Here is a 14503-nt window from a genome sequence, read left to right as displayed (position 1 = left end):
TCCCTGTCGGGGTCACTACTTTAGCGGAATTCCTCGGTTACTCATAATCGAGTCCCGGTGCGAAATTCGGCATGCCGAAATTGTTCCCGGTGAGGGGCCGTGCAGTAGTGGTGTGCCGCGAAGCGGCGGGATGGCTGCCGCAGAACCGTTACGGCTGTGTGGCAACTCGGAGAACACTACGGATGGGCCATGGGCGTGTCAACTTGGGTCAGTCGAGGTCGTTAAGGCGGCCTTCGGCGTCCGGTTGGGCGTCCTCCACGCGGCGCAGCAGCCGGGTCAGGACCTCGCCGAGGCGGTGGCGGTCCTCGTTCGAGAGGTCCTGAAGGAGGTCCTCCTCGAAGACGGTTGCCAGGCGCATAGCCTCCAGCCACTTCTCGCGGCCCTCGTCGGTCAGCTCGACGATCACGCGGACCCTGTTGTTCTCATCGCGCTCTCGCGTGACCAGACCTTCGCTCGCCATGCGGTCGATGCGGTGGGTCATGGCGGCCGGCGTGAGGCCCAGGCGTTTGGCGAGTTCACCGGGGCCAAGGCGGTAAGGGGCCCCGGAGACGACGAGGGCCTTGAGGACCTCCCATTCGGCGTTGCTCAGGCCGAGGGTTGCCGTCTGGCGTCCGTAGGCGACGTTCATCCGTCGGTTGAGGCGCTGAAGTGCGGAGACGACCTGCTCGACCTGGGGATCGAGGGCCTGGAACTCGCGCTGGTAGGCCGCGATCTGTTCCTCGAGGCTCGGCTCGGCCGCGTCGGGGGCCGCATCTGAGGGCTCAGGCATGCGGCGCAGTATGACACGAAAGTCATTGGCGTCGAAGTCCTTCCTTGTGTACTCTTTAGCTTCGAACTTTAGAGTTGAAGTCTTCAAGGCGTGACTGTCCGGTCCTGCCGTGGACGGGCTCGGCTTCTGGGTTCGTAGCTCCTTATTCGTCTTTTGACCTGACCTAGGTAGGTGAGTGTGACCACCGCGATGGGCGCCGCGCTGCGCCGGATCCAGCTGGGGAACGCGCTGAGTGCGTTCGGGAACGGCTTCACGGTTCCGTATCTGTACGTCTATGTGGCGAAGGTGCGGGACCTCGGTGCGAGCACGGCCGGTGTGGTGCTGGCCATGCTGGCCGTGGCCGCCCTGGTCGTGCTGCCGATGACCGGTCGGGTGATCGACCGGCGGGGACCGCTGCCGGTGGCCATCGCGGGTACGGTCTCGGCCGCCATCGGGGCGCTGGGCCTGGGGCTGTCCGACACGGAGCCGCTGGTCGTCGCGTCGGCCGTGGCGCTCGGTGCGGGGATCGCGGTGATACAGCCGGCCCTCGCGACGATGATCGTGTGGTGCTCGACGACGGTGACCCGCTCGCGGGCGTTCGCTACGCAGTTCTTTCTGAACAACCTGGGACTGGGTGTCGGCGGGCTGGTCGGCGGGCTGCTGGTCGACGCCGCGCACCCCGAGAGTTTTGTGCGGCTGTTCGCCATCGAGGCCGTGATGTTCCTGGTGCTCGGTGCCGCGATTGCTTCCGTACGGCTGCCCCAGGTGCCGAAGGTCGAGGATGCGGTGCCGACCGGGGAGCGTCCCAAGGGGGCGTGGCGGGCGCTGTTCGCTGACCGGCGGATGGTGTGGCTGTCCGTGCTGGGCTTTGTGCTGTTCTTCGCCTGCTACGGGCAGTTCGAGTCGGGCCTGGCGGCGTACGCCACCGAGGTCACCCGGATCGCCCCGGCCACGCTCGGCATCGCGCTGGCGGCCAATACGGCGGCGATCGTGGCGGCGCAGTTCGTGGTGCTGAAGCTGGTCGAGCGGCGGCGGCGCAGCCGGGTGATGGCGGTTGTCGGGATCATCTGGACCGTGGCCTGGATAGCCGCCGGGGTCTCTGGGCTGGTGCATGGTGCGCCGGTCGTGGCGACGACGTTGCTGATCTCGACGTATGCGTTGTTCGGGATAGGCGAGTCGATGTTGTCGCCTACGGTGGCTCCGCTGGTGGCGGATCTGGCGCCGGCCTCGTTGATAGGTCAGTACAACTCGGCGTTTGCACTGGTCAAGCAGCTGGCGTTGGCCGTGGGGCCGGCGGTGGGTGCGTTGATGGTGGGGCATGGGATGTACCTGGCGTACATCGGGATGCTGGTGGTGTGTGCCCTGGGGATCACGGCGTTGTCGTTGCGGCTGGGGCGGATGCTGCGTCCGGTGCAGGACAATCCGCATCGGCTGGTGGCGGCGGTTCCCGCGCCGCGATCGGAGACGGTGGCCGCGGCCGCCTGAACCGGCGCGGGCGAAGAGCCGGAGCCCTATGCCTGTTCGGGCAGCCGGTCCAGGCGGGCGCGGTGGGCCGGGGTCAGTTGGAGGCGTTCCGCAGCGAGGTTCTCCTCCAGGTGGTTCACCCGGGCGGTGCCCGGGATCGGGAGGATGACCGGCGAGTGGCCGAGGAGCCAGGCGAGGGCGACCTGGGTGGAAGTGGCGCCGAGCTCGGACGCCACGGCGGCGATCTCGGCTTTCGCCCCCGACTCCCCCCAGGCGGCGGGGCGCCACGGCAGAAACGCGATGCCGGCCGCCTCGCAGGCCGCGAGCACGGGTTCGTGCTCGCGGTCGAGCACGTTGTAGCGGTTCTGCACGCTCGCGATGTCGACGGTCTTCCGTGCCTCGTCGAGTTCGGCGACGGTGACCTCGGACAGCCCGATCCGGCCGATCTTGCCCTCGGTCCGCAGGTCCCGCAGCGTGCCGACCTGGTCGGCGAGCGGCGTCTCGGGGTCGATGCGGTGCAGCTGAAGCAGCTCGATCCGCTCGACGCGCAGTCGGCGCAGGGCCTGTTCGACCTGGTCGCGCAGGGCTTCCGGCCGCCCGTCGAGCGTCCACTCGCCCGAGCCCGTTCGCGCAACACCGACCTTGGTGGTGACCACCAGCCCGTCGGGGTAGGGGTGCAGGGCCTCGGCGAGGAGTTCCTCGTTCGCTCCCCAGCTGTACATATACGCGGTGTCGATCAGCGTGACGCCCAGTTCGACGGCCCGCCGGGCGACCGCGAGAGAGCCCTCACGGGCGGGCCCCGGCTCGGTCGGCAGGTGCATGGCCCCGAACCCGAGCCGCCGTACGTCCAGGTCCCCGCCGATGCGAAACGCAGTGGATGTCATGCGGTGCCTTCGCCCCCCTAGATCAAGAGGCCACGCTAACAGGGCAGTTGGCGATGACGCCGGTCGATCGGCGAGGCGCTGCCTAGCTGCGGGGCAGCGCGAATTCGCACCAGACGGCTTTGCCGCCGCCGGGAGTGCGGCGGGAGCCCCAGGACGAGGCGATGGTCGCGACGATGGAGATGCCGCGGCCGGCCTCGTCGGCGGGCTCGGCCCGGCGGCGGCGGGGGAGGTGGTCGTCGCCGTCGGTGACCTCGATGATCAGCCGGCGGTCCGTGCGGCGCAGGCGCAGCCGCATGGGGGGTGTGCCGTGCTGGAGGGAGTTGGCGACGAGTTCGCTGGCTGCCAGGACCCCGAGGTCGTGGAGTTCGGGGGAGAAGCGCCAGGAGGCCAGGACGCCGGAGGCGAAGGCGCGGGCGCGGGGGGCCGCTTCGGTGCCGCCGAGCAGTTCGAGGGCGGCGTTGTGGAACAGCTCGGCGTCGTGGCCGGTGCGCTCCGGGTGCTGGAGGACGAGGATGGCGACGTCGTCGTCATGGGCGGCGGTGATGCCGAGGGAGCGCAGGAGGCGGTCGCAGACGATGTCGGGGGCACCGGTGGCGCCCGCGAAGGCGGCTTCCAGGGCGTCCACGCCGTGATCGATGTCCTTGTCGCGGCGTTCGACGAGGCCGTCGGTGTAGAGGACGGCGCTGCAGCCGGGGCCGAGGGGGACGGAGCCGGAGGTGTGCAGCCAGCCGCCGGTGCCCAGCGGCGGGCCGGTCGGTTCGGCGGCGCGGCGGACCGTGCCGTCGGCGTCGCGGACGAGAATGGGCAGATGGCCGGCCGAGGCGTAGACCAGGCGGCCTTCGTTGGGGTCGTGGACGGCGTAGACGCAGGTGGCGATCTGGCTGGCGTCGATCTCGGCGGCCAGACCGTCCAGCAGCTGGAGCACCTCGTGGGGTGGCAGGTCCAGGCGTGCGTAGGCCCGTACGGCGGTGCGCAGCTGGCCCATGACGGCGGCGGCGCGCACCCCTCGGCCCATGACGTCCCCGATGACCAGGGCCGTGCGGCCGGCGCCGAGCGTGATCACGTCGTACCAGTCGCCGCCCACGGCCGCGTCCGTGCCGCCGGGCTGATAGGTGGCGGCCACCCGCAAGTCGTCCGGCTGCTCCAGCTCCTGCGGCAGCAGCGAACGCTGGAGCGTGACGGCGGCCGCCCGCTGACGGGCCTCGCTGGCCCGCAGGCGCTCGGCGGCCTCGACCTGGTCCGTGACATCCGCGCCGAAGACCAGTACGCCCTTGTGCGGGGCGACGCAGGCGACCTCGGGGTCGGGCGCCGGGCCGCTGGCGGCGACCTCGATCGGGGTGCAGGTGAAGGTGTAGTAGCCGTCGCGGGTACGGTCCGGGCCGGCGCCGCCGGGGACCTTGCGCGACTTGACCGTACGGGGCTTGCCGCTGCGCAGCACCTGGTCCATGAGGGGAAGCAGGCCCAGTTCGGTGAGCTCGGGGAGGGCCTCGTGGGCGGTGTGGCCGGCCGGGCGGGGGCCGAAGACGGCGGCGTAGGCGCCGTTGACATAGGCGATGCGGTGCTCGGGGCCGTAGACGACCGCCACCAGGGCGGGGATGGTGCCGAGGATGTCGTGTACGGACAGCGCGTCGACGGTGGGGGGCGTGGCCACCGGGGCCGTTCCCTCGGGGGAGGCCGGTTCGGCGCGGGCGGCGGGGACGGAGCCCGTACCGGAGGTGGTCGGCGTGTCGCCCGCCCCCGGTGGCGTGGCGGGCGGCGTCGGCGCGGCGGGCCCGGCGGGTGGCGTGGCGCGATCGGATCGCGCGGCGGTGCGCCGCTGTGTGCCGGGGAGCTTGGCGCTCCAGCGCGTGAAGATCACGGAGGGGTACCTCTTACTTCGCGTCGTCGCGCGGGATCGGGCCGTCGGCATGAGGGGACTCCCCTTGGCTCCGCCCGGCCCAGGGCCGGTGGAGTGTTGGCTGGGGGCACCCTCGGCGCCCTCTCGCGGAATGCAGCAAACGTCCAGAATCCTCGTGATTGTCACTCTTTGCAGATACGAGCCCACCCATGGTCACACGTCCAGTGTGGCCGACCGGACTGACATCCGTCAGACGTCGGGGGCTCGGCGTGGAGTTCCGCGTTCCGGTGCATCCGGGCGCCCCTTGACTGATATGACGTCAACTCCCTTGGCAAAAAGGGTTCGTCAACTGGCTTCGTTGTGCCGGCCGGTTCCCGCGGCCAGTTCGAACTCGGCGCGCGGGTTTTCCAGCGAGCCGAGCGAGACGATCTCGCGTTTGAACAGGCCGGCGAGGATCCATTCGGCCAGCACCCGTGCCTTGCGGTTGAAGGTGGGCACCCGGCTGAGGTGGTAGGCGCGGTGCATGAACCACGCCGGGTAGCCCCTCAGCTTGCGCCCGTAGATGTACGCGACGCCCTTGTGCAGGCCGAGCGAGGCCACCGATCCGGAGTATTTGTGCGCGTAGTTCCCGATCGGGCCGCCGCGCAGGGTGGCCACGATGTTCTCGGCGAGCACACCGGCCTGGCGGACAGCGTGCTGGGCGTTGGGGGCGCAGGTCGTGCGGGGCTCGTCCGGCTTGGCGGGCGGGTCGGCCGTCAGATCGGGAACCGCGGCGGCGTCACCGGCGGACCAGGCGTGTTCGACGCCGTCCACCTGGAGCGCGGCGGTGCACTTGAGGCGGCCGTGGCCGTTCAGCGGCAGGTTGGCCGCGGCCAGGATGGGGTGCGGTTTGACGCCGGCGGTCCACACCAGGGTGCGGTTGGGGAAGCGGGCGCCGTCGCTGAGGACGGCGACGCGGTGCTCGCAGGAGTCCAGCCGGGTCTCCAGCCGTACGTCGATGTTGCGGGAGCGCAGCTCACGTACGGCGTACCGGCCCAGTTCCGGGCCCACCTCGGGGAGGATGTGGTCGCTCGCCTCCACCAGGATCCACTTCATGTCCTCGGGCTGGATGTTGTGGTAGTAGCGCACGGCGTAGCGGGCCATGTCCTCCAGTTCGGCCAGCGCCTCCACGCCCGCGTAGCCGCCGCCGACGAAGACGAAGGTCAGCGCCGCGTCGCGGACCTCGGGGTTGCGGGTGGAGGAGGCGATGTCGAGCTGTTCCAGGACGTGGTTGCGCAGGCCGATGGCCTCTTCGACGGTCTTGAAGCCGATGCCGACGTCGGCGAGGCCCGGGATCGGGAGGGTGCGGGAGATCGAGCCGGGCGCGAGGATCAGTTCGTCGTACGCCACCTGGATCGCGCCCTCGCCGGTCTCCTCGGCGGCCAGGGTCTTGATGACGGCCTTGCGTTCGTCGTGGTCGATGGCCGTGACCTCGCCGATGACGACCTGGCAGTGCGGCAGCACCCGGCGCAGCGGTACGACGACGTGGCGCGGGGAGATGGAGCCGGCCGCGGCCTCGGGCAGAAACGGCTGGTACGTCATATAAGGCTCGGGATCGACCACAATGATCTCGACGGCGCCGCGCCGCAGCTCCTGCTTCAGCTTCCGCTGCAACTGGAGGGCGGTGTACATCCCGACATAACCGCCGCCGACCACGAGAATGCGCGCTACTTCGTTGGAAGACACTGCCGTCACAGACGTTCTCCTAGCGAGGTCGAGCCGACACCACTGTTCCATGACGCACCCCAGGAACGGCTTTGTCCACAGGCTCGTCGAAATGTGTGACCGGGGGCGGGTGACGGTGCGGACGGTCATCTTCCGCGGGCGTCGGGTCAGCTCCGCAGGTCAGAGCGCGCGCGGCGGCCTGCGGACGGGTGCGCAATCGGGGCGGATCCGGTCCGTTGGGCCGATCGGGGGGCGCAGTGTGCGGAACACCCCCTTCATTCTTGACCCGGGCTCAACTATGTTCGTATCTCGTTGGGGTGCACCCTCTCGTCGGTACACCCCGACCGTCAGGGCGGGGAGTCTCCGGGGGGAGACGTCATTACCGGGGGAATCACTATGCATATTCAGGGCTCTCATTGGCCGACAGCCGTCGCCACTGCGGACAGCGCGTCCGACGGCGGCGGGACCGACGGCCACAGCAATGGGAACGGCAACACGGGCGACAACGGCAACAGCAACGGGCATGGCGCCAGGGCCGGAGTCGGCCTGGGTGCCGGCGGCCGGACCACGCCGCTGCGCGTGGATGCCCAGCGCAATCTGGAGCATGTGCTGCGGGCCGCGCGTGAGGTGTTCGGTGAGCTGGGGTACGGCGCGCCGATGGAGGACGTGGCGCGGCGGGCCCGGGTCGGCGTCGGCACCGTCTACCGCCGGTTCCCGAGCAAGGACGTCCTGGTCAGGCGGATAGCCGAGGAGGAGACCTCGCGGCTGACGGACCAGGCGCGGACGGCGCTCGGCCAGGAGGACGACGCCTGGTCGGCGCTCTCGAGGTTTCTGCGGACCTCGGTCGCCTCGGGTGCCGGGCGGCTGCTGCCGCCGAGCATCCTGCGGGTGAGCGCGGATGCCGAGCGGCCGGCCGAGGAGTTTGCCGAGGCGCGCGTGCCGCAGCAGCGGGCGGCGTCGGAGGCGGACAGCGCGGACGGCGCTCTGCGGGTGGTCGTCCAGCGCGGCGCGCCGGAGGAGGAGCGGGGCGAGCCGGCGGCCGCCGCGGAGGCCCCGGAAAGCGGGGCGGACGCCGTCGAGGAGACGGCAGGTGCGCAGGCGCTGCTGGAGGTCGTCGGGCGGCTGGTGGAGCGCGCGAAGAACGCCGGTGAGCTGCGGGCCGATGTGACGGTCGCCGACATCCTGCTGGTGATCGCCACGGGCGCACCGTCGCTGCCCGACCCGGGGCAGCAGCAGGCCGCGTCCGCGCGGCTGCTGGAGATCCTGCTGGAGGGGCTGCGCTCGCGCCCCGGCAACTGAGTGCCGGAGAACGGTCCCGTCCGGGCGCCCTCGTACCGTGGGGCGCCGGGCGGGACCGGCAGCCGGTGGGTTGCCGTCCGTACGCTCCGGTGGCGGCTGCCCCGTACGGGTGAACGCTAGTGCGGTCGTACAAGAACGATCCTCGGATGAGTGGTTGCCCGCCAGGACCCTGAAGCCCGGGTGCCTGGTGTGGCACGCTTGCGCGGTGTTCCGGTGTGACGGCGTGTTCGGGGGCCTCGGCGATGGGTGTTGACGGGCGGGACGAGCGGCGCGGCGGCGAGGCGAGCGGCAGCTCGGCCCGGCCGCAGGTTCCCGGGCAGACCGGGCCCTTGGGGGCGACTCCCCCGGCGGACCGTGGCGAGGAGCGGCACGACCGCACCAAAGGTGCCGGGCGCGGGGTCCCGGCGCAGCGCGGCCGCTCCGGTGGGCGTGTGCCTGCCGGCGGCTCCGTGGGCGATCCGGAGACCGAGGACGGCGCCGACCTGCCGCCGTCCGACGGTCAGTTGATCGCCGATATGCGGGCCGGCGATGACGCCGCGTACGAGGAGATGTACCGCAGGCACGCCGAGGCGGTACGCCGCTATGCGCGCAGCTGCTGCCGGGACACGCACACCGCGGAGGATCTGACCGGCGAGGTCTTCGCGCGCACGCTGCAGGCGGTGCGTGGCGGCGCGGGGCCCGATTCCGCGGTGCGCGCCTATCTGCTGACGACCGTGCGGCGGGTTGCCGCGGCCTGGGCGAAGACGCAGCGGCGGGAGCAGCTGGTCGACGACTTCGCGGTCTTCGCGGTGTCCTCGGCCGGGTCGTCGATGGACGACGACACGCTGGACCTGGGCGCGGATGTCCAGGCCATGCACGAAGCCGAGCAGTCGATGGCGGTGCAGGCGTTCCGCAGTCTGCCGGAGCGCTATCAGACGGTGCTGTGGCACACCACGATCGAGGACGAGTCGCCGAGCAAGGTCGCGCCGCTGCTCGGGCTGACCGCGAACGCCACCGCCGTCCTTGCGCACCGCGCCCGCGAGGGCCTCAAGCAGGCGTATCTGCAGGCGCATGTCAGCCAGTCGCTGACCGCCGGCGGCGACTGTGCCCGGTACGCCGACCGGCTCGGCGCGTACGCCCGGGGCGGGCTGCGAGTGCGGGCCGAGCGGGGGCTGCGCAAGCATCTGGACGAGTGCGCCCGGTGCCGGACGGCCGCGCTGGAGGTCGCGGACGTCAATGCGCGGATCGGGGCGCTGCTGCCGGTCGCGGTCATCGGCTGGTTCGCCGCGGGGTACGCCACCAAGGCGGCGGCCGCGGCGGCGGGGTTCGCGGGGGCGGGTGCGGCGGCGGGGGCCGGTGCGGCCGCGGCCGCCTCGGGGGCGGGATCCGGTACGGCTTCGGGTGCGGCTTCCGGCGCGGCGGGCTCCGCGGTGAGCGAGGGGCTGGGCGCGCCGGTCAAGGTCGGCATCGGGGTCGGGGTGGCGGTGGCGGCGGGCGCGGCGCTCGCGCTGGCGCTGACCGGCTCCCCGCAGCCGCCGCCGGAGCCGCAGGCCAGGCCGCACCGTCCTGCGCCCTCCGCGCCGCGGACGCCGGCCCCCGTGCCCCCGAAGCCCTCGCCGAAGCCGATCCCGCCGGCCGCCGGGCGCGCACCGTCGTCGAAGCCCACTCCCCCGCCGACGCCCGCTCCGAAGCCTCCCGAGCCGACTCCCACGCCCACTCCGAAGCCGACGTCGAAGCCGACTCCCCCGCCGGCACCGCCGAAGCCCACTCCGACGCCGCCACCCCCGCAGCCTCCCCCGCCGGCGCAGTACCACCTCAACTCGCTGTCTTACGACGTCGTCGGCGATGGCACCGAGCCGGAGGTGCGGACGTTCGAGAGCAGCTGGCTGTGGCATCGGCAGCGTCCCAGGATCGCCGGCACGACGTACGAGCACGGCGTGAGTGTGCACGGTCCGTCCTCGGTGCTGATCGACCTCAACCGGCAGTGCAGCGCGTACGACGCGGTCGCGGGCATCGACGATCTGAGCCTGGGGCTGGGGTCGGCGCGGTTCTCCGTGTACGCGGACGGGGCGCGGCTGTGGCGATCCGGCGTGGTGCACGGCGGGGAGCCTGCGGTGCCGGTGCATGTCCCGCTGACGGGCCGTAAGACGCTGCGGCTGGTCGTCGAGCCGGTGTCGCCCGGCGATGTGGTGGCGCTGGGGGACTGGGCGCGGTCGGAGATCAGTTGTCGGTGACGGAGGGCCGGGGGCGGGGTCGGAGGCCGGGGCATCGCCGTGGTTTCACGTGAAACCACGATCTGCGCCGTCCGTGCGGTAGGCGCGCGGCGGCTCGCTCACAGCCTCGCGCGGGGCACCACGCCCCCCGCAAGTGCCCGCTGCCGCGCCGCCGCGCCCGTCCAGCAGGTGCCCCGCCGCGCCAGTAGCCGCCGCAGCCACAGCTCCGTGGAGACCAGCTCGGCGAGCCCGTCCAGCGGGAGCGGCTCGCCCTCGGCCGCCGCCCGCAGCGCCTTGCGCACCACTCGCGCCTCCACCAGCCCCGCATCGGCGAGCAGCGGCGCGTCGAAGAGCCCGACCAGTTCGCCGACGGCATGGCGCAGCCCGGCCCGTACCGAGGCCGCATGGGTGAGGTGCGAGGTAGCGCCCCACCCGGGCGGCAGGTCCCGCACACCGGCGCCGGCGAGGACCGAGCGCAGTACCGCCGCCCGCGCCCCCGGCTGCACCCGCAGGGTGTCCGGCAGCGCGCGGCAGGCGAGCACGACCTGGTTGTCGAGAAAAGGGGCGTGCAGCCGCTGGTCGCGGACCTCGGCGGCCTGCTCGAGGACGCGGAGGTCGGCGGCCTGGCGGAACAGTGCCGCTCGAGCTCGCCGCTCTCCGGGCCGGCCGACGGCGGGCGAGCGGGTCGCCGCGTCCCCCAGGCGAACCGACACCTGGGCCAGCGCCTCGCCGGTGAGCCAGCGCGCTGCGGGCCCCGGGCGGCACCAGGCGAGGGCGGCGAGCGAGGCGTCGACCGCGCCGCCGGCCACCGGTTCGTCGGCGAACTGCCGCTCCAGGAGGCGTCGCGCCGTATCGGCGATGCCCTCGCCGTAGGGCGTACGGGCGAGCTTGCGGGCGGCGCGGTAAACGGTGAAGGGGACGAGGGCGGACTGGGCGGAGGGGCCGTCGGCCTTGGCGAGCGCGGTGACCGGGCGCAGCAGATGGCGCCGCCGGCGGTCCAGGAGGAGGTCGGCGAGGCGCGCCGGATGGGCGTCGAGGACCTGGCGGGCGCCATGCCCGACGAAGTGGTCCGCACTGCCCGCGAGCAGCCGTAGGCGGTGCCGGGCGGCGGCGGTGAGGGAGGGGCCGGGCTCGTCGGTGAGCGGTCCGGATGCGAGGTCGGCGTAGGGGAGGGCCTCTTCGCCCGCGGCGACGACGACATGGCGCAGCCGTGGGTTCTCGGCGATGCTGCGGGCGCGTTCCAGCTCGGCGGTGCGGTGGACCTGACCGCCTTGGGTGGCGAGGTCGTTGAAGGTGACCGCGAGCAGGCGTTCGCCGTGGCCGTTGAGCGTGCCAGGCTGTCCGGGGAGGCCGGCGGCGAGCAGGGCGAGGGTTCCGGAGGCGCTGCCGCCGGAGAGGTCGGCGCCGATGCCGGGGGCCGGTGCGCCGCGCGCGGCCCGCCGTTCGGCCGGTCCCATGCCGGGCACCGGGCCGGGGTCGAGGCCGTCCGGACCGTCCGGGTCGGGGGCGTGCCGCGGTCCGGACAGCCGGGCGCGGACGGCCTCGATCAGCGCCTCGCGGACGCCGTCCACGGCTTGGTCCGGGGCGATTTGGGGTGCGGCGACGGCGAGCGAGGCGGTCGGCTCGTACGAGGCGATGTCACGGGCGCCGGCGCGCAGCACCAGGGCGTGGCCGGGCGGGATGCGGCGGACGCCTTCGTACGGCGTGCCGGCACCGAGGGCCTCGGGGGCGTCCGGGCAGGCCAGCAACGCGGCGAGGTGGCCGACGTCGAGGCTGGCCTCTATGAGGTCGGCGAGCGGGAGGGCGGCGGTGGCGTAGGCGGTACCGCCGGCCCAGGGGGTGTGGAAGACGGGGCGGGCGCCGGCCAGGTCGCCGGTGACGGTGATCCGCCGTCCTACCTGGACGACGGCGGTGTAGCTGCCGGGCCAGGCGGTGAGGTGGCGCAGCGCGCCGCCGCGGGCCGCGAACAGGCCGACGCGCAGCTGGTCGTTGGTGGCGCCGCAGATGCCGAAGACGGCGAGCCGGGTCTCGGGGTCGGCCTGTACGACGCGGACTTCGTCGGGCCGCCAGTCGCCGACGGCCCACAGCGGATCCGGCTCGCCCCACAGGAGTTGGGCGCCCACGGGGAGGACGGCAGGGCCCTCGCCTCCGGCGGCCGGTCCCGTGGCGGTACTGCTCCACCCCACCAACCAGCGCATCGCCGCCTCCACCCGATTCCCCGCCCGCCGAGGGGCCAACGGCCGCCCCGTACAACGGATTGCCAAGCTCTCGCCATGGTGTTGCGCGGACCATGCTGCCATGACGGCGGCGCGCAGGAGGGGTCGAAGAGAGGCCCGCATGCGGGCGTTTTACGGCGCGGGCGGATCGCGCGGCGGCCCCGGGCGGCCCCCCGTGTGGCCCCCGGGGCAGCTTTGGGCGAGCCGCGGCGCGAAATCACCACCCGTCGATTTTCGGCCAAAGTCCGTACCGTACAGCCGAGTTGACGCGTTCGGGCGTCGCGTCAACCGGTGCCGCGGCCGGCCGACGGCCGGTTTGCGCGACGGTCCGGGAAGCGGGCTTCGCCTCCCGGACCGGACCGTCACCCGCGGGGAATGAGGTGACGGTGTCCCCCAGCCCACTGGATCCAGTGCAGCGGGCCAACCCACGCAGGACCCATGGAAGCGCTCCCGTCACAGGGCGGCCAGCGCGCACGGACGGGCGCACGGGCACACGTACCCGGAGCACATGCCAATTCCCGCACCCCTGTTTGAACACGAATCTCGCCATCCGGGAGACCGACTCTTAACGGTCGGGATCCGGCGAACTACTCTGGGTGGACGCATGCCCCGGGGTACCGGGGAGGCTGTCGCTGTGTCGAGGGGTGCGCATGTCCAGGGATATACGCGGGCCGAACGAAAAGCTCGGCACCGTACTCGCCCTCGCGGGTATCAGCAATGCCGGACTGGCGCGCCGGGTCAACGACCTCGGGGCGCAGCGCGGACTGACGCTTCGCTATGACAAGACGTCGGTGGCCCGGTGGGTTTCCAAGGGCATGGTGCCGCAGGGCGCCGCGCCCCATCTGATCGCGTCCGCGATCGGCAGCAAGCTCGGCCGGCCGGTGCCGCTGCACGAGATCGGACTGGCCGACGCGGACCCGGCGCCCGAGGTAGGCCTGGCATTTCCCCGCGATGTGGGCGCGGCGGTGCGGTCCGCGACCGAGCTCTACCGACTTGATCTGGCCGGGCGGCGGGGCGGTGGTGGCGGCATCTGGCAGAGCCTGGCCGGATCGTTCGCCGTCAGCGCGTATGCGACGCCGGCCTCACGCTGGCTGATATCTCCCGCCGACAGCTCGGTGGCCAGAGAGGCGGCCGAGGCCCGCGACAAGGATGCCGCGGCCGCCGGGGACGCCGGGATCCCGCAGCATGTCGGCCACAGCGATGTCTCCAAGCTGCGCGAGGCGGCCGAGGACGCGCGCCGCTGGGACTCCAAGTACGGCGGCGGGGACTGGCGTTCGTCGATGGTGCCGGAGTGCCTGCGGGTGGACGCGGCGCCATTACTTCTCGCCTCGTACAGCGACGAGGTCGGCCGGGCGCTGTTCGGCGCGACGTCCGAACTCACCCGGCTCGCCGGGTGGATGGCCTTCGACACGGGCCAGCAGGAGGCCGCGCAGCGGTACTACATCCAGGCGCTGCGGCTCGCCCGCGCCGCCGCCGACGTCCCCCTGGGCGGCTACGTCCTGGCTTCGATGTCCCTCCAGGCGACGTACCGGGGCTTCGCCGACGAGGGCGTCGATCTCGCCCAGGCCGCCCTGGAGCGCAACCGCGGCCTGGCCACCGCGCGCACCATGAGCTTCTTCCGCCTGGTGGAGGCGCGGGCGCAGGCCAAGGCCGGCGAGGCGCGCGCCTGCGAGGTGGCGCTGAAGGCCTCCGAGGGCTGGCTGGAACGCTCCCGCAGTGGCGACCCGGACCCCTCCTGGCTGGACTTCTACTCCTACGAGAGGTTCGCCGCCGACGCCGCCGAGTGCTACCGCGACCTGCGGCTGCCGCGCCAGGTCCGCCGCTTCACGGAGCAGGCGCTCTCCCGTCCCACGGAGGAATTCGTCCGCTCGCACGGGCTGCGCTTGGTGGTCTCCGCGGTGGCCGAACTGGAGTCGGGCAACCTGGACGCGGCGTGTGCCGCGGGCACCCGCGCGGTCGAGGTGGCCGGCCGGATCTCCTCGGCCCGCACCACCGAGTACGTCCGCGATCTGCTGCACCGCCTGGAGCCGTACGGCGACGAGCCGCGGGTGGTGGAGCTGCGCGAGCGGGCGCGGCCGCTGCTGGCGGCGCCCGCGTAGGAGCCATGGTGGGGCGGGAGCGTCGAGGCCGGGCCTGCGCGGGCCGGGCGGCGGGCCACG

Annotated in this window: 9 protein-coding genes; 4 read left to right on the top strand and 5 right to left on the bottom strand. The window is 72.8% G+C overall.

Annotated elements, in window-relative coordinates; translation table 11 throughout:
- Nucleotides 1–208: 208 nt before the first annotated feature.
- Nucleotides 209–769: a MarR family winged helix-turn-helix transcriptional regulator gene (locus ACIRPT_RS23325; protein WP_403830000.1), complete on the bottom strand. Its 561-nt coding sequence runs from the start codon at nucleotides 767–769 to the stop codon at nucleotides 209–211.
- 177 nt (nucleotides 770–946) lie between these two features.
- Between ACIRPT_RS23325 and ACIRPT_RS23320 the strand changes: the two genes are divergently transcribed.
- Nucleotides 947–2233 carry an MFS transporter gene (locus ACIRPT_RS23320; RefSeq protein ID WP_403830039.1) on the top strand — a complete coding sequence of 429 codons (1287 nt, stop codon included), beginning with the start codon at nucleotides 947–949 and terminating at the stop codon, nucleotides 2231–2233.
- Nucleotides 2234–2259: 26 nt separating this feature from the next.
- Here the strand turns inward: ACIRPT_RS23320 and ACIRPT_RS23315 are convergent, their stop codons facing one another.
- The 3 genes from ACIRPT_RS23315 to ACIRPT_RS23305 all read right to left on the bottom strand — a co-directional run bounded on the left by ACIRPT_RS23315 (nucleotide 2260) and on the right by ACIRPT_RS23305 (nucleotide 6658).
- Nucleotides 2260–3096 (bottom strand): aldo/keto reductase, encoded by an 837-nt coding sequence (locus ACIRPT_RS23315; protein WP_403829998.1) that lies wholly within the window; start codon nucleotides 3094–3096, stop codon nucleotides 2260–2262.
- A gap of 82 nt (nucleotides 3097–3178) precedes the next feature.
- Complete coding sequence (locus ACIRPT_RS23310; RefSeq protein WP_403829995.1) at nucleotides 3179–4954, bottom strand: SpoIIE family protein phosphatase; 1776 nt, start codon at nucleotides 4952–4954, stop codon at nucleotides 3179–3181.
- A gap of 324 nt (nucleotides 4955–5278) precedes the next feature.
- On the bottom strand, nucleotides 5279–6658 hold the full coding sequence (locus ACIRPT_RS23305) for an NAD(P)/FAD-dependent oxidoreductase (protein ID WP_403830036.1): 1380 nt from the start codon (nucleotides 6656–6658) through the stop codon (nucleotides 5279–5281).
- Between the two features lie 375 nt (nucleotides 6659–7033).
- Between ACIRPT_RS23305 and ACIRPT_RS23300 the strand changes: the two genes are divergently transcribed.
- A complete protein-coding gene (locus tag ACIRPT_RS23300; protein ID WP_403829993.1) occupies nucleotides 7034–7936 on the top strand; it encodes a TetR/AcrR family transcriptional regulator in 903 nt (300 codons plus the stop codon).
- 242 nt (nucleotides 7937–8178) lie between these two features.
- Nucleotides 8179–10149, top strand: coding sequence for a sigma-70 family RNA polymerase sigma factor (locus ACIRPT_RS23295; RefSeq protein WP_403829991.1), 1971 nt, complete (start codon nucleotides 8179–8181; stop codon nucleotides 10147–10149).
- Nucleotides 10150–10247: 98 nt separating this feature from the next.
- Here ACIRPT_RS23295 and ACIRPT_RS23290 read toward each other — a convergent pair whose 3' ends face one another.
- Nucleotides 10248–12326: an asparagine synthase-related protein gene (locus tag ACIRPT_RS23290; RefSeq protein ID WP_403829988.1), complete on the bottom strand. Its 2079-nt coding sequence runs from the start codon at nucleotides 12324–12326 to the stop codon at nucleotides 10248–10250.
- A 668-nt stretch (nucleotides 12327–12994) separates the two neighbouring features.
- Here ACIRPT_RS23290 and ACIRPT_RS23285 point away from each other — a divergent pair.
- Nucleotides 12995–14443 (top strand): MFS transporter, encoded by a 1449-nt coding sequence (locus ACIRPT_RS23285; protein ID WP_403500557.1) that lies wholly within the window; start codon nucleotides 12995–12997, stop codon nucleotides 14441–14443.
- Nucleotides 14444–14503: the final 60 nt, after the last annotated feature.

This window comes from Streptomyces sp. NPDC101227, from assembly GCF_044767545.1.
GTDB lineage: Bacteria > Actinomycetota > Actinomycetes > Streptomycetales > Streptomycetaceae > Streptomyces.
The sequence above is the reverse complement of the archived record's forward strand: the minus strand, read 5'-3'. Positions and strand labels throughout refer to the sequence as shown.